Origin of the sequence: Rhizobium sp. NPDC090279 (genome assembly GCF_044769665.1) — a bacterium.
Taxonomy (GTDB): Bacteria; Pseudomonadota; Alphaproteobacteria; order Rhizobiales; family Rhizobiaceae; genus Rhizobium.
In genome coordinates, this window is the sequence record NZ_JBIVYI010000026.1 from 1 (window position 1) to 19,705 (window position 19,705).

The 19,705-nt window shown below is 55.5% G+C and carries 21 protein-coding genes; 11 read left to right on the forward strand and 10 right to left on the reverse strand.

Features of this window, described 5'->3' with window-relative positions; all coding sequences use genetic code 11:
* Positions 1 to 388: hypothetical protein (locus ACIQWP_RS31135; protein WP_402796179.1), on the forward strand; the 388-nt coding region annotated here is incomplete at its 5' end.
* A gap of 124 nt (positions 389 to 512) precedes the next feature.
* Complete coding sequence (locus ACIQWP_RS31140) at positions 513 to 1,508, forward strand: hypothetical protein (protein WP_402796182.1); 996 nt, start codon at positions 513 to 515, stop codon at positions 1,506 to 1,508.
* A gap of 199 nt (positions 1,509 to 1,707) precedes the next feature.
* On the opposite strand, the gene ACIQWP_RS31145 is transcribed toward ACIQWP_RS31140, so the two are convergent.
* From ACIQWP_RS31145 to ACIQWP_RS31160, 4 genes are all read right to left on the reverse strand, one after another.
* Complete coding sequence (locus tag ACIQWP_RS31145; RefSeq protein WP_402796184.1) at positions 1,708 to 2,286, reverse strand: hypothetical protein; 579 nt, start codon at positions 2,284 to 2,286, stop codon at positions 1,708 to 1,710.
* Between the two features lie 70 nt (positions 2,287 to 2,356).
* The gene (locus ACIQWP_RS31150) at positions 2,357 to 2,779 is read right to left on the reverse strand and encodes a type II toxin-antitoxin system VapC family toxin (RefSeq protein ID WP_402796187.1); all 423 of its coding nucleotides are present in this window, start codon (positions 2,777 to 2,779) and stop codon (positions 2,357 to 2,359) included.
* A complete protein-coding gene (locus ACIQWP_RS31155; RefSeq protein WP_371112638.1) occupies positions 2,776 to 3,042 on the reverse strand; it encodes a type II toxin-antitoxin system Phd/YefM family antitoxin in 267 nt (88 codons plus the stop codon). The genes ACIQWP_RS31150 and ACIQWP_RS31155 overlap by 4 nt, the downstream gene beginning before the upstream one ends.
* A gap of 197 nt (positions 3,043 to 3,239) precedes the next feature.
* A complete protein-coding gene (locus ACIQWP_RS31160) occupies positions 3,240 to 4,400 on the reverse strand; it encodes a hypothetical protein (protein WP_402796191.1) in 1,161 nt (386 codons plus the stop codon).
* A gap of 149 nt (positions 4,401 to 4,549) precedes the next feature.
* Between ACIQWP_RS31160 and ACIQWP_RS31165 the strand changes: the two genes are divergently transcribed.
* A complete protein-coding gene (locus ACIQWP_RS31165; protein WP_402796194.1) occupies positions 4,550 to 4,780 on the forward strand; it encodes a helix-turn-helix domain-containing protein in 231 nt (76 codons plus the stop codon).
* Between the two features lie 137 nt (positions 4,781 to 4,917).
* Here the strand turns inward: ACIQWP_RS31165 and ACIQWP_RS31170 are convergent, their stop codons facing one another.
* Genes ACIQWP_RS31170 through ACIQWP_RS31180 form a run of 3 tightly spaced genes read right to left on the reverse strand, consistent with a single transcriptional unit; the run spans position 4,918 to position 7,207 of the window.
* Complete coding sequence (locus ACIQWP_RS31170; RefSeq protein WP_402796197.1) at positions 4,918 to 5,214, reverse strand: hypothetical protein; 297 nt, start codon at positions 5,212 to 5,214, stop codon at positions 4,918 to 4,920.
* 47 nt (positions 5,215 to 5,261) lie between these two features.
* The gene (locus tag ACIQWP_RS31175) at positions 5,262 to 6,911 is read right to left on the reverse strand and encodes a type IV secretory system conjugative DNA transfer family protein (protein ID WP_402796198.1); all 1,650 of its coding nucleotides are present in this window, start codon (positions 6,909 to 6,911) and stop codon (positions 5,262 to 5,264) included.
* Positions 6,908 to 7,207: a mobilization protein gene (locus ACIQWP_RS31180; RefSeq protein WP_402796201.1), complete on the reverse strand. Its 300-nt coding sequence runs from the start codon at positions 7,205 to 7,207 to the stop codon at positions 6,908 to 6,910. The genes ACIQWP_RS31175 and ACIQWP_RS31180 overlap by 4 nt, the downstream gene beginning before the upstream one ends.
* Before the next feature lie 241 nt (positions 7,208 to 7,448).
* Here ACIQWP_RS31180 and traA point away from each other — a divergent pair, with 241 nt between their 5' ends.
* The 3 genes from traA to ACIQWP_RS31195 all read left to right on the forward strand — a co-directional run bounded on the left by traA (position 7,449) and on the right by ACIQWP_RS31195 (position 11,574).
* Complete coding sequence (traA, locus tag ACIQWP_RS31185) at positions 7,449 to 10,754, forward strand: Ti-type conjugative transfer relaxase TraA (RefSeq protein ID WP_402796204.1); 3,306 nt, start codon at positions 7,449 to 7,451, stop codon at positions 10,752 to 10,754.
* Positions 10,755 to 10,924: 170 nt separating this feature from the next.
* Positions 10,925 to 11,125 (forward strand): hypothetical protein, encoded by a 201-nt coding sequence (locus ACIQWP_RS31190; protein WP_402796206.1) that lies wholly within the window; start codon positions 10,925 to 10,927, stop codon positions 11,123 to 11,125.
* Between the two features lie 233 nt (positions 11,126 to 11,358).
* Positions 11,359 to 11,574 (forward strand): hypothetical protein, encoded by a 216-nt coding sequence (locus ACIQWP_RS31195; RefSeq protein WP_402796208.1) that lies wholly within the window; start codon positions 11,359 to 11,361, stop codon positions 11,572 to 11,574.
* A 32-nt stretch (positions 11,575 to 11,606) separates the two neighbouring features.
* Here ACIQWP_RS31195 and ACIQWP_RS31200 read toward each other — a convergent pair whose 3' ends face one another.
* Complete coding sequence (locus ACIQWP_RS31200) at positions 11,607 to 12,083, reverse strand: hypothetical protein (RefSeq protein WP_402796209.1); 477 nt, start codon at positions 12,081 to 12,083, stop codon at positions 11,607 to 11,609.
* Between the two features lie 737 nt (positions 12,084 to 12,820).
* Positions 12,821 to 13,270 carry a GNAT family N-acetyltransferase gene (locus tag ACIQWP_RS31205; RefSeq protein WP_402796212.1) on the reverse strand — a complete coding sequence of 150 codons (450 nt, stop codon included), beginning with the start codon at positions 13,268 to 13,270 and terminating at the stop codon, positions 12,821 to 12,823.
* 157 nt (positions 13,271 to 13,427) lie between these two features.
* Between ACIQWP_RS31205 and ACIQWP_RS31210 the strand changes: the two genes are divergently transcribed.
* Positions 13,428 to 14,156 carry a hypothetical protein gene (locus tag ACIQWP_RS31210; protein WP_402796214.1) on the forward strand — a complete coding sequence of 243 codons (729 nt, stop codon included), beginning with the start codon at positions 13,428 to 13,430 and terminating at the stop codon, positions 14,154 to 14,156.
* Positions 14,157 to 15,151: 995 nt separating this feature from the next.
* Here the strand turns inward: ACIQWP_RS31210 and ACIQWP_RS31215 are convergent.
* Complete coding sequence (locus tag ACIQWP_RS31215; RefSeq protein WP_402796217.1) at positions 15,152 to 15,823, reverse strand: TetR family transcriptional regulator; 672 nt, start codon at positions 15,821 to 15,823, stop codon at positions 15,152 to 15,154.
* A 312-nt stretch (positions 15,824 to 16,135) separates the two neighbouring features.
* Here ACIQWP_RS31215 and sbnA point away from each other — a divergent pair, with 312 nt between their 5' ends.
* From sbnA to ACIQWP_RS31235, 4 genes are all read left to right on the forward strand, one after another.
* Positions 16,136 to 17,131, forward strand: coding sequence for a 2,3-diaminopropionate biosynthesis protein SbnA (gene sbnA, locus ACIQWP_RS31220; RefSeq protein ID WP_402796219.1), 996 nt, complete (start codon positions 16,136 to 16,138; stop codon positions 17,129 to 17,131).
* 1 nt (position 17,132) lies between these two features.
* A complete protein-coding gene (gene sbnB / locus ACIQWP_RS31225; protein ID WP_402796221.1) occupies positions 17,133 to 18,116 on the forward strand; it encodes a 2,3-diaminopropionate biosynthesis protein SbnB in 984 nt (327 codons plus the stop codon).
* Positions 18,117 to 18,179: 63 nt separating this feature from the next.
* Positions 18,180 to 18,398, forward strand: a complete 219-nt coding sequence (locus tag ACIQWP_RS31230; protein WP_402796224.1) for an MbtH family protein — start codon at positions 18,180 to 18,182, stop codon at positions 18,396 to 18,398.
* A gap of 47 nt (positions 18,399 to 18,445) precedes the next feature.
* The coding region (locus tag ACIQWP_RS31235) for an AMP-binding protein (protein ID WP_402796226.1) at positions 18,446 to 19,705 on the forward strand (1,260 nt) is incomplete at its 3' end.

The window sequence follows — 19,705 nt, forward strand, 5'->3', positions numbered from 1 at the left end:
CTGTCCGGGATTTAGCGGAATCGCTGTCCGGGAATTACTGAAAACTGTGGCCGGAGATTACCGGAAATCTTGTCCGGACTTTACCGAAACCCGCACTCTGAACATGAGCCCTATTTCAGCTGATGAGACAGCGTTCGTTTTCAGCTACCCGAAGGTGCAGTCAGCGAATGCTCGGAAACTCATCGCGCCAGTGATGCTCACAAACGGTGATGATCGATTGCTCGCACTCTCAACGCTTACCCTGTGCACCGCCGAGAACTTTTTCCTGCGGCCGTCCCATGTCGATAGCTGGTCGGATCGGAAACGAGCTACCCTTCAAAAGGCCTATTTCTCCACTGTGAAAGAAGGGGCTTTCTTCGCATCTCAACCCGAATACATGCTTTTTTAGCAGCAGGCTTACATCACCGGAGCGACGTATTAAAACGAAGGATTATTGCCAGTGGTGACCGGACTATCATAGATGAGTACTGCCGTAAAAATCATAATGCTTCTGAAAAAAACGGAGCCGCCCGATGACGAGACCCGCGACTGCCATTGATCCAATCACCGGCGTTCTGGACGCTTTCCAACTCCACAATGTAGTCGCGCTTTGCGACGGCGGGCATGGCTGTGAGCAGGCATATGCGTTCAGAATAGCGCTCATCCGCGACCCACGATTTCCCGCCCTCGTGAACGATATAGTCGTGGAAAGTGGAAACTCTCTCTACCAAAGCATAATGGACCGTTTTGTTTCAGGGGAAGACATACCTGATAGAGAAATCCGCAAAGCTTGGCAGAATACGACGCAAGCCCACGATGTGTGGGATCGCCCCGTCTTTGAGGGACTATTTCGAGAAGTCCGCGATTTGAATGCGACGCTGCCCAAAGAGCGGCAGATTCGTGTTTTGTTGGGTGATCCGCCGATAGATTGGTCTAAGGTCAACAACGCCGCTGAACTTCGCGAGACATCGAGAGCATTGGAAGACCGTGACATCTGTGCCGCAAGAATTATTCAAAGTGAAGTGCTTGCGAAGCAGCGCCGCGCTTTAATCGTCTACGGCGGCATGCACCTTCTCCGCAAAAGACTCTTCTGGCGATCGGAAGAGGAACCAGCCATGGAATTGGAACCAATCCCGCTAGAAAACTCAATCGTGTCATTGCTCGAAGGGCAAGGGGCGAATGTCTATTCTGTCTGGACGCCTGTGGATGTCGATCTAACGACTTTACAATCCGATGTTTGCTCATGGCATACACCGAGTCTTGTTCCCATTCGAGGCACTCCGCTTGGAGAGGTGAGCTTTCGATCATATTACCCGCACGCCATGTTCACCGGGCAACGCGACGCGCTTGTAAAGCTTCATGTCGATCCCGAGCGCTCCCCTTCAATGGAGGAGCAGTTCAACGCGATCCTTTACCTCGGACCAGCGTCTGATTTGACGTGGAGTCAAGTCTCTCCCGCGTTAGCCGCTGATCCGGAATATATCAAGATGCGGTCAGATAGATGCGCATGGATCGGCCTGTCTCTCTGATTGTCAACGGCGGAACGAAGGGGAATCTCACCGCCTTCGCAGCTGTTGTTTTCACTGTCCTAGCCGCGAAGGTTGGCGAGCATTTAAACTCTTCGACAAGCAGAATATCAACGTCGGGTTCAGTTACCTGGCTAAGAGTATCCAGGTCGTCCGACAACAGTCCCTCCATCATGTCAGGCAGACTTCCGGCGCGGGTCCCTCAAATCGTAGGGGCTCCACCAGACGAGGGGAAAAGCTCAATAGACTCATCCCATTCTTCGTCAGTTGCGGGGCCGACCGCCATTATGGATTTGGCCGGGGGTAGAACCGGAAGCGTCTGGCCACCAGCAGCTTGGATTACATCGAAGACTTCTTGAGCCGAGTTAATGACCGGGATTTTCTTTTTGCCGATCAAGAACGCTGAATTGTAGCCGCTTATGTTGACCTCATTTTCGGTGATCTGAAGCGGCCCTTTTGCTCGTTCTCCGTCAAAGTAGATTGGCCATTGGTTTTTAGAAGACAGCAGGCTCAGTGTCTTGTCAGCAGGCCTCTCCGCATCCGCAAGGTCCTTTACTTCTGCCGGTGTCTCCAAAGAATAAGTCGTGGCGTCCAGCGTAAGGAGCATTGCGTTTGCTGGAGAACCGTCCTCGACCTCGATTGGTTTGAGAACGTTTCGGACATAGAGAATTTCGGTAGCAATTATCGGCTTGTCGCCTGTAGGTGGAGGGCAATGCACTTTCAACGGATTCCCCTTTAAGTTTTCGTGGACGCACAAAATTGCAACCTCATACTTCCACAAGGCAGGTTCCCGGTAAAGCGACATCAGGGGCCATCGCTCAGCAGAAAAGCTAGGCTAACTAAGTGCGATCTCATTCGGCCCAAGGATCGATGAGATCAATCCCCAAGTCCTCGAAATCTTTGATATTCCGCGTCGCGAGGGTCAGCTGGTGGGCAATAGCGGTAGCGGCGATCAGGCCATCCATCGAGGAAAGGCCGCGGCCTTTTCGCTTTGCATGACCCATCAGATCACCCCAGGCTAATGCAATTGATGCGTCCACAAGGAGAACACGATGCTCGAACCGCTGTGGCAGGTCATCTGCAAGCCATGCGGCAAGCGCATCGCGTTTTCGCCCTTGATCCATCAAGGCAACACCGCGGCGTATCTCAGCGATCGATACAACGCTAATGAAGGAGCGGTCCTCGTCCAGTGTATCCAACCATTGCAGGACGCGAGCGTCGGGGAGAGGCCTTGTCACCTCCGACAAGACATTGGTATCCAACAGCAGTTTCACAGCGGCAGATCACGCGGTTCGTCGTGCTGACGCTCGAGGTCGAGATCGGAGCCCCGTAACGGCGATTCCATCAGAAATTCTGCGAGAGTGCCCTTGCGTGTGGTTTTCCTCTGCCATTCTTCGGCAGATACGACGACGACGCTTGGCTTCCCGTTTCGCGTGATTGTCTGCGGGGCAGACTGGGCGCGCTCGATGACTTCAGAAAGCTTGGCTTTCGCGCCAGCGACAGTCCAGCTTTCATCTCCTTGCCAAGATTGTTGCATTGTCTATCTCCTGACCAAAGTGACCATGATGACTATATAAGCCTAGAGTTGCTGAGCGACAAGCCCCTTGGCAAGAAGCAGCCCGCGAAAAACAGGGCGCTGCTGAGACCACGGCGAAAGCTGGGTATTGCCTCAACAGCGGCAAATATCTCCGCTGAAACACGGTGGAGCAAGCGTGGCAAGCGATTAATGGACGTTCAGACCGAGCGCTGATCATAAAGTACGTTCGACAGGCGGCTTACCCGCAACGCCTTTCGCACCTTCCGGGAGATATCATCGACAGTCGCCATAACTCGGCTCACCTGTGACAGCGTGGACGTTAGCTCCGGGGCATACCTGATAATGTAATACTCGTTGTTTGCGGAGAGCGTTGCCAGGTGCGCCACCGTACGCTTGCGCAGAACAAGGCCAGCTTCGGACGCCATACGCACCCGCTCGCCGAGGTCGTGCCGAACACCGCGGATCGCGGTGGGGCTCACGCCCTTGGCCAGCAGGAATGCATTCAGATAGAGCTCCATCGCATGCAGCGCCAGAAGACGCCGTGGAAGATGATTGGGTTTGGACGAGCTCTCGCCAAGCTTGCCGGCTGCGTCCTGGTACTGCGTCGCCAAATTTAGAATGCCTTGTACGCCTGCTGCTTTGCCAGAATATGCAGGTCCATCGGATGATTTCGGCCGGCATTTCTCAGCAACGCGGAGAAGATCCTTCAGCATCGTCCGCAGCTCGGGCCACGGTGCATCTTCGAGCTTCAGGCTGGGATCGTTCATAACGATCAGGCAATGGAGCTTTGCGGTGACTTCGGTCAGCGAGGAGGGCGGTGTGATCCACATGACACGTCCGGATATCCCGGCCTGTTGCGCGAGCTCCTGTTCCACAGCGACCGCCGCACTGTATCCCAAACGCTGATCGGCTTCCTTCCATCGTCTCCGGTGCAATCGAAGCTCGGCTCGGGCCTGAGACAGGTGTTCTGGATCGAGCTGATTGGCCATTCGATTGATGTCGGCAAAAGAGCGAACCTCGACGGCGGCATCCCCATCAACAATCTGCAGCGTCATGACCGGACGGCCGCCGGCCTCTTCGAGCAATTCCTTTTCAAGCTTTTCCCTAAGACTTGTGGCCCTGACGCGCTGCTGGTGGCACGCATACCAGCGAGGCCACATTTCCCTGACGGGCGTCGGGCCACTAGCTCTCCGGTGATTGCCGGGTTCCGCAACAAGCTGGCTCAGCAGGCGTGCCGCGACGGGAAGAAGGTTCCGGCGATCGATGATGTACGGCAGGTTTTCTGACGGGCCGCGCTCGGGATTTTCTTTTCCAGGCGTAATTGCAGGCAAAGTTCTGCTATTCTCAGAATCAGCCATGATCCAAGCTCCAAATAGCTAGGGTTGGGTTAGGCCGAGTAGGGCGGTTGCAACGCCTTGCTCGGTCGTCTGCAATGACGCGAGACCTGTATAGTCTAGTAGAAAAACACGGCGGATCAATTAAATTCGCCTACGGTAGGCGATTTTGTATGTTACCAGTTCAATGCCGGATGGCGCGTGCGGCTCTTGGCCTCAAAATTGCGGAGCTCGCTGAACTGGCAAAAATGTCTACCAATACGATTGTCCGCTTTGAAACGGGCAAGGAACTCAAACAGTCTACAATCGACGATTTGCGCGTGGTGTTGGAAAACGCCGGTATAATATTCATCTCCGAAAACGGCGACGGCCCTGGCATACGCTTGAAGAAACCCGCTTCATAAAACGTTCGAACCACATGACGGCTTAGCGACGCAGTCGCTCCGGTCCGAAGGCGAGCGCTCTTTCGCTTGGGCTGTAGCAAGCCGGAGGGCCGCCAGTGACATTGCCCTGGCGTGATAGCCGGGACCACATTGGATTTTCAGTGTACGGTGGGATGAGACAAGAGCAGCAGCTTCACGGTCTGGGTTATGATGTTACGGAGCTTCCGCCAGTCGGGGAGGTTTCGTTCATTCACCCGTTCCTGGATAGCGGCCAGCATCCATCCCGCGCCGGCGATGTCCTCTGCCGCCTGGCAGGCGTCGGAGCGCTGGAAGCAGGCGACGATGCGAGGGTAGGGGTCGTCCTTGTCTTTCGGAATGCCGGCGATTAACTCCTGTGCCTCACGATAGGCGAGAGCGATACGCTGCCGCTCATTCGGATCGCTTCGCAAAATCATGCGGCACGTCCATAGAAGGGTTTCCGAAATGTCCTCGAACTCATTTCTCATGCCGGATCGAACGCCCCCTTGAATTCCGGATCGCGGTAATAGGCGAGCTTGCCGGCGACGATCGGCCGTTGGCCGGCGAGGAAGAGCAATTGGCCGTGGGCCGGCAGGTTGCGGACCTCATCGGGCGTGAGCAGGGGCCGCCCGGTGTGCTGCTGGCTGTAGGAGATTCCCGACTTTTCTGAATCGAGCGCGCGGGCCATGGTCTGGAACACGACGGTCTCCTGACCGAGCAGATCGGAGACAAGGCGGGCGCTGTCGTGATCGTTGACGCCGAACACCTGCAGCACGCCGGCATTGGAGAGGAAGGTGCCGGCCTTCTGTCCATAGGTGGCGCGGAGCTGGTGGACGTCCTGCAGGATCGGCCAGAGCTGGACGCCGTAACCTGCCATCAGGCCCATGGCGCGTTCGACGGGAGCGAGATGGCCGAGGGCGGCGAACTCATCCAGCAGGTAAAGGACCGGCACGGCCGGTTTGGCGGGATCGCGGGCCATGTCGGTGAGACTTTGCGAGACGAGCAGGCGCAGCCATCGGGAATAGGTCGACAGACGATCTGGCGGCAGGACAAGAAAGATGGAGAGGTTGCGGCTCTTCAGATCGGCAAAGCGGAAGTCCGATCGGTTCAGCACCGCGGTCATGCGGGGGCTGTCGAGGAAATGGGTGTGACGTTGCGCCGCTGACAGAACGCCGGCGGCTTCACGATCGGACTTTCCCAGGTGACGGTTTGCGGCGCGCGCGATCAGGCCATTCGCACCGTCATTCTCCTGCATGCGCCTGAGCAAACCGGCGAAGCTATCCGGCGCCAGGGTCAGGTATTCACGCAACGAACCCAAATGACGGCGGCGTGGTGATTCCACAGTGACGATCTTGAGGATCAATCCAGCAATGAGCGCCTTGGCTTCCTCGTTCCAATGCGCGTCGCCCGCCATGCCCGGTTCATCGAATACGAGGGCGTCGGCAAGGGTGCTGGCATCTTCCGCCACATCCAGTCCATCGGCGTCGAGGGTGTCGAGCGGATTGAAGGCGGCCGACGGCGTGCCGGTGACGCCAAAGGGATCGAGGACATGGACCGGACCAAAGGACTGGCGAGCCCGGCCGGAGATCCTGGCGTTCTCTCCCTTGGGGTCGATGCAGATCACGGAGCGGTCGGCGGTGAGCAGGTTCGGGATGATGGTTCCCACACCCTTGCCGGTTCGGGTTGGCGCCATGGTGAGGAGGTGCGCCGGACCATCATAGCGCATCAGCTCTCTGGTCTTGCCGTTGCGGCCGATCAGCAGACCGGATCCAGATTGGGAGAGGGGAGCCACTTCCTTGTCGGTGGCAAAGCGAGCCGAGCCATGGGTGTCGTTGGCCATATCCCCGAAATGCATGATCATGGGATTGGTGAATATGCGGAAGACGAGAACGGCGAACACGGCGATGACGAGCAGCCCGGCAAGCAGCCTGGCGATCCACCATTCTGGCGGAACGGCGTTGGCGGCGATGGCCAGAACCAGGGTGACGATAAACAGGAAGGCGGCTGCCTGCAGCAGATAACGGGCGCTGCGAAAGGGCGCCAGGATGATGCATGAAACCGCCCAGACCGGATCACGGGCGGCAGCTCTCATCATGTTCTTGAATGCGGCCCATGCCAGCGTTGCCTGGTTCATTCGCCTGCCTCGCGTCCACGGACACCCAATGCAGCATCCGGCGCTTCAAGCAGGTCGGTAAAGAGTGCCTTGTCATTGTCGCGCGTCAGGAATCCCGGCAGCTCGTGGCGCAGCCAATCGGCCAGGTTCTTCGAGAATTCGTCCCTGCCGTGTTCGAGGCGATGAAGGACGAGGGCACCGAGCAGCACCTTGCGCCTGGTGTCCTCGACGCGTTCCTGTTTGCCCAAACGAGCCTTCAGGGTTTTGCGCTGCGCTTCGAGTTGCGCAAGCCGTTCCTCAATGGATTTGCGGGGCATATGGAGTCTCCGATCGTTTATCCGGAATCGTCTGTTGGCACCTACGCCTCTATGCGATGCAATGAGACTACATGTCGTGTCGTCTGGGACAATCCTGAATATGTAGTGGTGTCGTTGCATCTGGCGTAATCCCGACGGAGGGAGCGTAAGCGAGAGAAGTACTAAGGGCGCACTTACGAGTTGCAGCGCAACTCAAGGCTTGTTATGTTCGATTTGCCGTTTCAATTCGGAAAACTCACATTTGGCGATCTATCACTTCAGCATGAAGACGATAGCCCGTAGCGGCGGCCGCAGCGCGGTTGCATCCGCCGCTTATCGTGCGGCCGTCAAACTCACCAATGAGCGTGATGGCCTGGTGCACGACTTCACCCGCAAGCAAGGTGTCGAACACGCGGAGATCGTGCTACCGGAAGATGTCGTGGCCGATTGGGCTCTTGACCGTTCAGCGTTATGGAATGCAGTCGAGTATGCGGAGAAGCGCAGCGATGCGCGGGTGGCGCGCGAGTTCGAGATCGCGCTTCCGCATGAGCTCAATGCGGAGCAGCGGTTTTCGCTGACGCGGGAGTTCGCGCGCGACCTGGCGAGCCGTTATGGTGCCGCGGTCGACTTTGCCATCCACCAGCCGCAAGGGGAGGGGGACGTTCGCAACGTCCATGCGCATCTGTTGATGACGACGCGGGTCGTGGGAGAGACAGGGCTTGGCGAGAAAACCTTGATCGAGCGCGAGAACAAGTGGCTGTTGAACAACGATCAGCCAACCTCGCACATGCAGCTTCGCGATATCAGGCAGGCCTGGGAGCATCATGCCAATCGCCATCTGGCGCGTGTCGGTCTTGAGGTGCGGATCGACCATCGATCGCATCTGGAGCGCGGGCTTCAGATCGAGCCGACCGAGCATATGGGTGTGCATGCGTCGCAGATGGATCGTCGCGGCATGGAGGTGTCGCGTAGGCGCCTGGAAGAGCGGGCGGCACAGCGAAACGCCGCGCTGATCCGCGAGAAGCCGGAGCAGGTGCTGACGATCATCACGGCTGAGAAGAGCGTGTTCGATCGTCATGATGTGGCACGTGCGTTGCATCGCTATATCGACGACGATGTGCAGGCATTCCGCAATGCGTTTGCAGCTGTCATGGCGTCGCCGGCATTGGTCGAACTGCAGCCCGAGCGGGATGGGAAGTTGGCGCATGGGGAGCTGGCGCGTTACTCGACGCGGGAGATGGTCGAGATCGAACATGGCATGGCCGAGAGGGCATCGAAGATGGCGAGCACTCTCGGCCATGGCGTTGATCGACATCATGTCGATCAGGCCATAATCGTACAGGACAGCGCCATCCGGGCAAGGACCGCGTCCTCCCTCTCCGGAAAAGTTGAACGGGGCATGATGGCGCTTGTCGATCGAGAGCGAGCGATCGAACGGTCGGGCTTGAGCGAGGAGCAGCGCCTGGCCATTCAGCATGTCACCGGAGCGCAGCGGATCGCTGTTGTCATCGGGTTCGCGGGAGCGGGTAAGTCGACGATGCTGGCGGCGGCGCGCGATGCCTGGGAGCGCCAGGGTTACCGCGTCCATGGGGCGGCACTCGCCGGCAAGGCGGCGGAAGGATTGGAAGAATCCTCCGGCATTGCCTCGCGCACATTGGCCTCGTGGGAATATGGCTGGCAGGCAGGGAAGGGCGAGCTTGGAAAGGGCGACATCCTGGTCATCGATGAAGCCGGCATGGTTGGCAGTCGACAACTGGCACGGTTCGTCGCCGAAGCGGAGGCGAGGGGAGCAAAGCTGGTGCTGGTCGGCGATCACGAGCAGCTGCAGGCGATCGGCGCCGGCTCACCCTTCAGGGCGATTGCCGAGCGGGTAGGTGCGGTCGAGCTCGCGGAAATCCGCCGGCAGAAGGAGGATTGGCAGCGCCATGCGTCGATTGCCTTTGCCACCCATCGCACCGGGGAGGGACTGGCCGCCTATGCCGATTGGGGTAGGGTTCAGTTCGGCGCTGACAGGGACGAGACACGGGCCTCGTTGGTGCGCGACTACCTGGCCGATCTGGAGCAGCATCCATCAGGCTCTCGCATCGCGCTGGCGCATCGCCGCGCCGACGTTCGGATGATCAATGCGGATATTCGTGCCGCGCTTCAGGAGCGTGGACTGTTGGCGTCTGGTGCGGGTGAGGGCACGCCCAAGGTCATCCGGGACCCCGAAAAGCTCGGCCGCGAACTGGTCTATCAGACCAATGACGGCAAGCGATCGTTCGCGCCAGGCGATCGTATCCTTCTGTTGGAGAATAATCGCGATCTTGGTGTCAAGAATGGCATGTTGGGAACGGTCGAGGCCGTCGAGGCGGACGCAATCCATATACGTCTCGACGGCCCTACCGAAGGGCGGAACGGTGCCCCTGTCCTATCGATACCCGTTCATCATTACCAAGCCTTTGATCATGGCTATGCGACGACGATTCACAAGTCGCAGGGAGCGACCGTCGACCGAGCTTTTGTGATGGCGTCCCCCAGCATGGACCGGCATCTGACCTATGTGGCCATGACGCGTCACCGCGACAGCGTGACGCTTTATGCGGCTTCGGACGAGCTCAAGGATATGAAGGTGCTCAGCGCCAGCTTGAGCCGATCTGGCGCGAAGGAAACGACGCTCGATTATATCGGCGCCTTTGCCGAGCGGCGGGGGATCGCCGAGGCGTTCGGCGTTCGCAGCGAGCTTGTCGTCGGTCTTGTGCCGCGGACGCAGGCCCAGATCCAGATGTCGGCACCACCGGAGCAGACCAAGCGGGTAGGGGAGAAGCAGCTCGAGACGGTGGCACCACTCGTGCCGGCGATCAGGGGATATTCCCGAAGCGTCGAAGACATAGCCCGTGAAAGGGCAAAGCCGTATCTGCAGGATGCCATGGATACGGTGCGTTCCGTTGGCCGCCTTGTCTATACGGATCCGGTCGGCGCCGCGGAGAGGATCAGCGCGGCGATCGTGGACCAAGGGATTGGCCGCGAGGCGCTCGCCAAAACTATTGCCGCGCGTCCGGAGCAGTTCGGTGAGCTGTGTGGGAAGATAGGCCTGTTGGGCGAGAACAGGCAGCGCAAGGCTGCAAGGCACTACTCCACCGCACTGAGCAATCATGTCGCGGCCGCGGGTCTCACCTGGGAGCGCCGGCTGGAGGCGGAGCGCCAATCCGAAACCTGGCACCGGGAGAAGCGCGATGTTGTCGAGGTGCCCAGGCTGACCAAACGCAGCGAGGAGCTGCTGAAGCAGTTCGATACCCTGTCTCAGGCCGACAAGCCGAAGTTCCTTGAGCAACTGTCCGGCACGCCGGAGGGCAGGCAGGCTCTCCATGAGGCGAAGACGATCGTCCAGGCGCTCGAGCAACGGTTCGGCAGTTCCGATCCGCGCGAGCTGAAGAAAGGGAACCTGCGGCTTGGGCCGGAGCTTGCCGATAAGCTCCATCGCATCGAGGCTGTCGCTCGTATAACCGATCGGGCACAGAAGGCCGAGCTATCGCGTCAATACGAGTTGAAGCGGACCCTAAACAAGGGGCTGGGATTGGGGATGTAGTTCGCTAGCATGCGGATGTCCCGGGTTAAGCACCAGGCCATTTGGCTCCGGCTATCGCGACCCTTTTGCAGGCGAGGAGGGTCTGCTGCCGCAGGCGGAACCCCAACCGCCGCATTCGTTGAAATTGTCGCTACTTTTTCTGCGCGCCCATCTGGAACAAGGAGATCGCCATGGTGAAGCTTGCATATGGTTTAGGGGGATTGCTTGTTCTGATCGGTCTCGTCTGGATGGGGCAGGGCAGTGGGTATTTTCCATATCCGGCCGAGAGCTTCATGATCGACCAGGCGCCCTGGATTTATCGCGGAGCTCTGGTCGTCATTGTCGGCGCTGTGGTGATCGCGCTGGCGCGACGCAAACGCCCGCTCCCGTGATTGCTCGCGTTCACTAGTGTCACAGGAATCATTTCACCGCGTGTCCGGGTGGTGAAATGGATCGCCAGGTGTCTCCTGCACCTTCAGCAGATCCGGCGTTTCCCGGTAGGCAGAGAACGATAAGGTAGGAAAGAAATTGCCGGGAGGCGGTGGCGATCTGTTACCGCACCTATATGGACGCTGAAGAGATTAACCCCGGACCTCAGCGCGGTTGGCATAGAGTCAATCGACGAATGGCAATCTGGCATCACGACGATATTTCGCCGGTTCTTGAGCGCGGCAACAAGAACCCGACTGTTGCGACCCTTGACAAGATCGCGGAGACGCTGTCTTGCGATATTTTGGAGTTCTGCGTTCCGGTGGCCGATAATATGGTCACAGTGAAGCCACTAGCATCAGTTGATTGGTCGGAAGCGTTGGAATGGCAAAGCCCGCGCGAAGCGGGCTGAGCATTGCGTCTGGTGAGATTGGAGCGTCTGGCTTATTCGTCCGCCTTGGTCTTGGCCTTTTTCGGGCCAGGCTTTGCCCGTGGGGCCTTGGCGGGAGACTTCGCCGAAGCGGACTTCGCTGCCTTGGATTGCGCCTTTGCCGCGTTCAGCACTGCTGTACGCCGAGCGCGGTTTTCCTCCAGCGCTTTCTGGAAACCCAAATCCTGTTCAGCATGCTGCGCGAGATCATCCAGAAACTCGGCGACTTGCGCTATGGTCTCAACGACGACGTAAGTCAGTCCTTGTCCTGCGCTGATCGCGTCGCGGCCAATGCTCACACCAAAACCGCCGGGAACGCGCTGGAACCAGGTCGAACGCCATTTCTTGAAGCCGGTAGGATCGCGCTCATAAGCCTCTAGATACTCCTTCTGCTCCGCGACCCTCAGCCGAAACGTTTCGACGACGCTGCGTGCGCCAGCTTTTGGCTTATCTGCCTTTCTGGCAGACCATTTCTCGATAAAATCCGTCACTATCATATGCTCCATAGCTTTGAGATGCGTTGTCGAAAGACAATACATCTCCCAACGGGCAGGCCCTAATCCATCAGATATGATAATGACAGGTCAATGATTTGCGTCCGCATCGTTGATTTTTGCGAAAGGAATCATCTGCGGGATGATCGTGGCAGGATTATTCTCCAAAGTTCCCTTGCCCGGTTGTTCGTGTGGGCTTCCGCCATATCTTCTCCGCGACGGAATGTCTGTCGTCATGAAGAAGGTGCTGCACATGCCAGGAAAAGGATGGTTGATCGGTTTTGCAGATCAGTCGAAGCGGCAGTGTCGTGGAGAACTCCGGCAAATATAGCCATCGCGATGGAGGAACCTCTGGGTGACGGATGGGAGCCCGAGTGCATAGCAGAGGTTCTGGTTGAATTGGCAGATGATTATATGGATAGCGTGATCGGTGACACCGCAATGCACGCTCTATCCCGACGAGCTCGTTGATAGGTCGATGATCCGAACGACTTCGCATTTAACAGGAGAGGCGCGACAGCGCTTAGCTCTCCCAACATTAAAAGCTGATTATACAAGTCAGCCCGCAGGTTCGGGCGCTCCTATATCAATAGGGAGCTTCCAAAAGAGATAGGAAGTTCTCCACTTGTTATGACTTCTGCTTTGTCATAGGAACAATCAAGTATCGGATGAACCCATGGGGGATCGCCATCCCTGCCGCAGACACAATGTGTCATCGCATGCGCGAAAAGTACTTAACAGATACGCTTTCGCATTCTTTCCGAAGTAATTGAATCCGGCACAGGCATATACCCTGCTGACTGATAAAAGCTCATTGCGGTTCGTGTACTGCCTACGTAGCAGAAAACTAGGCCAAGCATTCGTCCTTCGCATTCCATATGTGCAAGGAGGCCTTTGCTTATGCCACGGAAGCGGTGATCTGGGCATACGTGGTTTAAAATGATCTCGCCTCTATGGGTGAGCAGCCCGACCCCTACAAGTGCAGCAGCAGTCTCCGCGACGTACAGATCTGCAGACGTGCTATTTACCCATTGGTGCCAATTCTCAGGCGTCTTTTCGGCAATTCCTTCTTGGATACGAACTGGATCCCAAAGGTGATCCCGCCCACACAGTTCTGCAAACGAACGCCGCAAGAGCCAACAGCCTCTAGCTGCGTCACCTTCCGTTGCCCGGCGGATGATCATGAGTCTCTTCCCGCTAACTTAAAGCCGTTTTGAACCCGCAAAATCAAAGATCGGATCGATCCGAATCCCCTAAACTACTCAACTGACAGCCAAATAAGCCGGAATAGCGGAGACCTGCCGCGAACGTCAACGGGCAACGCCTATACTCGCGCTAAACGTGTATATCGAAGGTACACGATTTGGTATATATGAAGCAAGACTTTTTGTGAGCTTGCAAAGCAGATTCTTATTACTCCATATCGTGAGTGCCATGACATCCCGCGAAAAACATAATGCATATCGTCGCGCCTGGTGGGCAAAATCGCTGGGCGATCAACTTACAGAATCTCGGATATTTCTGCCGCGAGAAGCCCATGAATGGGTGGCGCGCCTTGCGGCTGAAGTCGAAGAGCGGATCCCGCTTGTGTTGGGCAAGCTCGTAGTTGCCCAAATCAGAAATGCAGACGAAACAGCGACAAACACATCGTCATTGAACGCTCAGCAGCGCGATAAGGACGAAAAAAATGCAGAGAATGTCGCGACAAGTCCTACCAGCCATCTTCACAATCTTTTCCAGGCGGTTCTGAGTTCGCGGTTTCCCGATGAAACGGGTTCAGCGCGCTTGCGGCAAGTCGGCTTCCTTGCGGCAATCGCGACGGAAATTGAGGCCGGGCAAAAACCAACTGCAAGTTCCATCGCAAATCGAACCGACAATCACGTTTCGCAGATTACAATGCTGGCCAAGACTATGAACGAGAGAGGTGTCATCGATATCCGCCACGCTCCCTCCGTGCGCAAGGGCAAGGCCGCGAAAATATTCAGTATTCGATCGGATGCTATCAAAGCATTGCACGCCGCACATCTTGAAGCCACTGGGAAGGCTATCGACGATATCACGCCTACCTAACCGTTGCCACACCAACAAGCTACCCCCCCCCCGAGATCTCCAACTCTCGGTTCGTAGCTATCGAACTGGCGACCTTATCCTTGTGGCCAATTCATCGGCTGGATCTCGAACGTCATGCTGCGCAGCATACAGAACGAGGGTGATCGAGATCGCAAAGAGGATACACAAGTGCGCAAAACTCCGCGACGATTCCCTTCATCTCTCACAGATCGACCTATAGACGAACGTGGCATTTGACTCTCAACGCCGACACAAGATGCTGGCGAATTTATCCATACGAATTGATGTGCGTCGCTCTTTAGACAACTCTCGAGTAATCTGATCATCCCTTTGCTCAGCTACTATCGTCTGAAGCCTTCAACTGAACTATGACCTCATAACCAAATGTTTTTAACAGTGGTCCGTCTAAGCTGTCCCCATCAGCGATATCAATGGCATCGCTTTCCCGAACCTTTCCGAAAATTTGGAGCTTCTGATCGAAACAATGAACAGTCCATTCCGCAAACGAATCGTACCCCTGCTGCCTAGCAAACTGATCCAGTGCAAAACCGCGTGCACTGTTCTTATTGAGGCCAATATGTGGGACCTCCAGTACTATTGTGCGACTGCAATCCTTGCCCATGCTCAGACCCATTCTAATCGTGTAGTTGATGGAAATCGCCAGACAAGCGCGCCTCCAACTGAGGCGTCCTTACCTATAAGCAGCTTTCGGCGGTCAATAGTTCGTGATTATCAGCACCTCTGATAATTGAGTTATAAAGTCATCGGGTGTGAGAACTTTGCTATATATTGCTTACTGTATCGGTCGGAACTACCTCTTCACTCTGTCACAGGTCCAAAAAAGCGATCAACTCGCTCCGAGAGAGCGCCGCTAAACGATCAGCGTTCATCAGCTGGCTCCGCTCCCGCGTCCAATAGATGCCGTCTCTTTTGCTTCTATTGCGTTACGCATCGCTCAAATTCGAGCTTCGAAATAAAACATATTATCCTGTGGGTCAATCACGGAGTGCATTAGTCGATCTCGGCAACTTCCTTCCAAGATGGTTCTCCACAAATTGGAAGGTCCAATCAATGCAGGTTTCGCGACTTAGCAAGCCTCTTTTCACAGCGGCGGTAAGCCAAAGACCATCGATAAACGCCCAAAATTGCATAGAAATATCTGGATTTTTACTGCCAAGCTCAAGGAACAATCGGCGCGTTCTCTCGTGTAACCTGAGATGCGCCTCCGGCGCGTATGAGAATTTTCCACCGTGATATAGAAAGTAGTTTACGGATGCGATCCATCCGTGCATGTCAATATCAGTAAAAAGACCATTCGCGTAAACACCCTCAATTATCGTTGAAATTTGTTCTTCAGCAGTGTGGGCGAATTGTAATTTATATTCCGCCGTTGCATAAAATTTTGCGTGTACCTCTTTAAAAATTTCCTCTAGTATCTCTTCTTTATTTCGAAATAGGCTGTACACGGTCGTTGGCGACGCGTTAATTCTTTGACGTATTTTGTCGGTAGTTACAGCATCAATCCCTCCCTCCTTTATCAATTCGGCTGCGGCATTAAGTATGTCTGTGTATCGCTGCGCGGTCCTCGCGTGCACCTTTCTCATGAAATCCCCAACTACGAAAAGTCTCGCGGCGCCAACCATATGGGCCACATTTATCATCAACATCAGTAAAGCTCTTTACTGAAATTGCCAAATTTTTTCATCTCGAGATCGTATTCGGCCTTGACGCTGGTATCATCTATTATTATATCTAGACCAACTACTGGTTGGCATCGTAAACAGCTCCCCCATAGATTGCTTTTCTATAAGAAAGCGAACCTTGGGTCACCTCTCAGGAGCACTAGCATTCTACCGCTCGGCTTCGGTTGCGTGATTGGCCACCGTGGAGGTCGCCCTTTCAGGGTGCGTGAACCTACCGATGCCGTAAGCGGCCGCATAAAGAGCCTGACAGCTTCCAAGTACGATCCGGGAGGAAACATGATTTACCCCGACGTGCTCTCGCTAATTGGCGAGACACCGCTTCTAGAACTCACTCGCTTCTTGAAACCCAAAAAATTCTCGCTTTTTGCGAAACTAGAGGGACAAAACCCCGGTGGAAGTATCAAGGATCGCACCGCGCTAAGCATGCTCCGGGGGCGAATCGAAGCGGGGGAATTAATTCCCGGACAATCAACTATCATAGAATCGAGTTCTGGCAACCTCGGCATCGGCCTTGCGCAGATATCGCGCTACTATGGCTTTCGCTTTATTTGTGTCGTCGATCCAAGAACGAACGCACAAAATATAAATATAATGACCGCCTATGGCGCGGAAGTGCAGGTAGTGCGCAATCCGGATCCCGCTACCGGCGAATTTCTTCCCGCGAGAATAGCTAGAATTAGGTCTTTGCTTAACAATATTCCGAATTCCTATTGGCCTAATCAATATGAAAATCCGCTTAATCCAGCCGCGCACGTAAGAACAATAGCAGAGATTGTTGAGCAACTAGGATCGGCGCCGGACTACTTGTTTTGCGCGACCAGCACATGCGGAACTCTCCGAGGTTGCGTGCAGCACGTGAGGGCTGCCGCGTTGAACACAAAAGTAGTGGCAGTTGATGCTGTTGGAAGTGTCATCTTTGGTCAAGCTGCGGGACGTCGTTTGCTCCCTGGGCATGGGGCTGGCATCCAACCTGGGCATTACTCACCAAGCCTAACCGAGAACGTGATCCATGTCAGTGATGCTGAATGCATCTCGGCATGCCGACGATTAGTTGAAACGGAAGCAATTCTGGCTGGAGCATCTTCTGGCGCGGTGCTGTCCGCTGTCGCCAAGAAAGCCAGCGAAATCGCGGATGGTGCGCACGTAGCCGTGATTCTACCGGATCGTGGAGAGCGCTACTTGGAGACAGTCTACTCAGACGCCTGGGTGCAGGAAAATTTCGAAGGCATTCTTGTAAATGGAGTTGGCTCTCCTAAAGCGGGAGTAGCGTAGCATGCTAATTCTCAATCGTGCAGAAGTGCAGGGCATTGTGGACGCGCATAGACGCGACATTCAACAAATCATAGCAGACACATACATCTCCCATTCTAAGGGAGAGACGAGTGTTCCACATTCGGTGTTCTTGCGGTTTCCAGACATGCCGAAAAACAGGATCATCGGACTTCCGGCGTACTCGGGCGGTGCTCGTCCTGTCGCAGGGATCAAGTGGATCTCCTCTTTTCCGGACAATATTGCGAATGGCCATGAGCGTGCTTCCGCTGCGATTATTCTAAATTCGGTTGAGGATGGAAGGCCAGTTGCTCTTATCGAAGGAAGCCTAATTTCGGCGCATCGCACAGCCGCGAGCGCAGCAGTTGCTGCATCCGTGCTGAATATACAAACCAAACAGAGCATAGGAATTATCGGATGCGGGGTTATTAATTGGGAGATATTGCGATATCTATCTCTTACGTATTCCATTATCTTTGTTAAGTTATTTGATATTGACAAAGACCGTGCGATTTCCTTTGCGACGCGTAGTCAGGAAATCAATCCTGACTTGAGAGTCGAAATTGCTGAGAATAGAGCCGACGTAGTTCGTGATTGCCAAGTTGTGTCGATCGCCACCACTCAATCGACGCCCGACTTTGATCCTGGAGATTTGGAGCGGGATAAACTACTTCTGCATGTATCATTAAGGGACATTGTTCCTTCTGCGATAGTTCGCCACATCAACGTAGTTGATGATGTCGACCACGTGCTTCGCGAGCGGACCTCTGTCGACCTTGCGTCTCAATCAGCCGGGAATTCGAATTTTATACACGCATCGCTTGGCGGCTTGCTGAGTGGCCGTGAAAGCCTGCCTAACACCCGCCACAGCGGCATAATTTTCTCACCGTTTGGGCTCGGCATCCTGGATCTCCAGGTGGCACACTACGTCTCGCGCATCGCGAAGCAGCGCGGTCTGGGAACAATCATCGACGGATTCTTGAATTAGCAAGTTCAGACGCTTGTCTAAATTGACGACGCACGCCGATTAATCATCCATGGAGAGTTAGAGATGAGTGAAATGAACGGCAATCGTGAACTGTTCGTAGCAGTCATGAATGGTGAGGAGCAATATTCTATTTGGCCCGCCGACAAGACACTGCCAGACGGGTGGAAAGCCACGGAGATGACGGGATCGAGAGAGGATTGTCTTGCCTACATTGATCGGGTTTGGACAGACATGAGGCCGCTAAGTCTGCGCGTCTCAATGCAGGAATACGAACGGCAGTAGCCGATATTCTTAGTTGTCGCAGGTTTTTTGGGGGAGGCGTATTGCTGATGTCAGGCGTCGACGATTGGACAGTCATCTCCAAGTCGGAGATTCGAAGCCCCGAATCGGGTGAACACCGTCTTTCGGCTGACATCGCCCCTTCACTGATTCACGACCTCGTAGATCTTCGTTGCAGAGAAAGGCCGAACGCCGTCGCGCTACGACACGGCGCCCGCGAGATAACATTTGGTCGACTTGAGGCTGAATCGAATCAGTTGTCGAACTTCTTGGTGTCGCGTGGTGTACGACCGGGCTCCAGCGTAGGGATCAACTTAGGCCGGTCGATAGAGCGAGTATTGGCTCAGCTAGCGATTTTGAAAGCTGGCGGTGTCTTCGTACCTCTCGATGTCCAAAATCCGGCAGATCGCTTAGCTTATATGACACGAGATTGCGCCGCCGATGTCGTCATAGGATCCGGGATCGAACCCTTGTGGTTCTCGTCCGCCTCGGATCGACAGAGCCGGTATTGGATAGATCTCTTAGGGGACGCGGAGACGATCTCAACCTGCTCGGAAAAGCGACCTTCCATTGTTATTCCATCTAGTGCAGCCGCTTATGTAGTTTACACAAGTGGCTCCACGGGCCGTCCGAAGGGGGCAATTGGGGTCCATTCCAGTATCGTGAATCGTGTTCGCTGGATGGAGAATTTCTGGCCGCATCGAGAAACAGACATCTGTTGCCACAAAACGTCCATCGGCTTTGTGGACGCGATCGGTGAGGTGTTCGATCCCCTGGTGGCGGGCGTCACTTCCGTTATTTTGGGAGAGAATGAGGGCCGCAATCCCATAGAGTTGGCGCAGCTTTTAGTCAAGGAAGGCGTCACTCGAATGATGCTCGTCCCGACACTGTTGGGTGAGATTTGCTCTGAGGAATTAAAAGATTTTGCGCAGGGAATCGCATTACGATTGGTGTTTCCCGGCGGCGAACCATTGCCAACCGAATTGGCTCGCCGCTGCCGAGCTCGTCTCCCTAACTTGGAGATAGTCAATATGTACGGCTCGTCGGAGACGGCGGCTGATGCTACTTGGCACCAGTTTTCAACAAAGGATGCGGGAATCTCAGTTCCGATCGGCCGGCCGATAACGAACACACGTGTTCACATTCTGGATGAGCGGATGATGCCGGTACCGGCCGGAGCATCTGGTGAGATTTACGTTGGAGGTGCCTGTCTCGCCCGCGGCTATCTGAATCGTCCGGGTTTGACGGCTGAGCGGTTTGTTCCGGATCCGTTTGGCGAGGAGGCCGGGGAGCGGCTCTACCGCACCGGA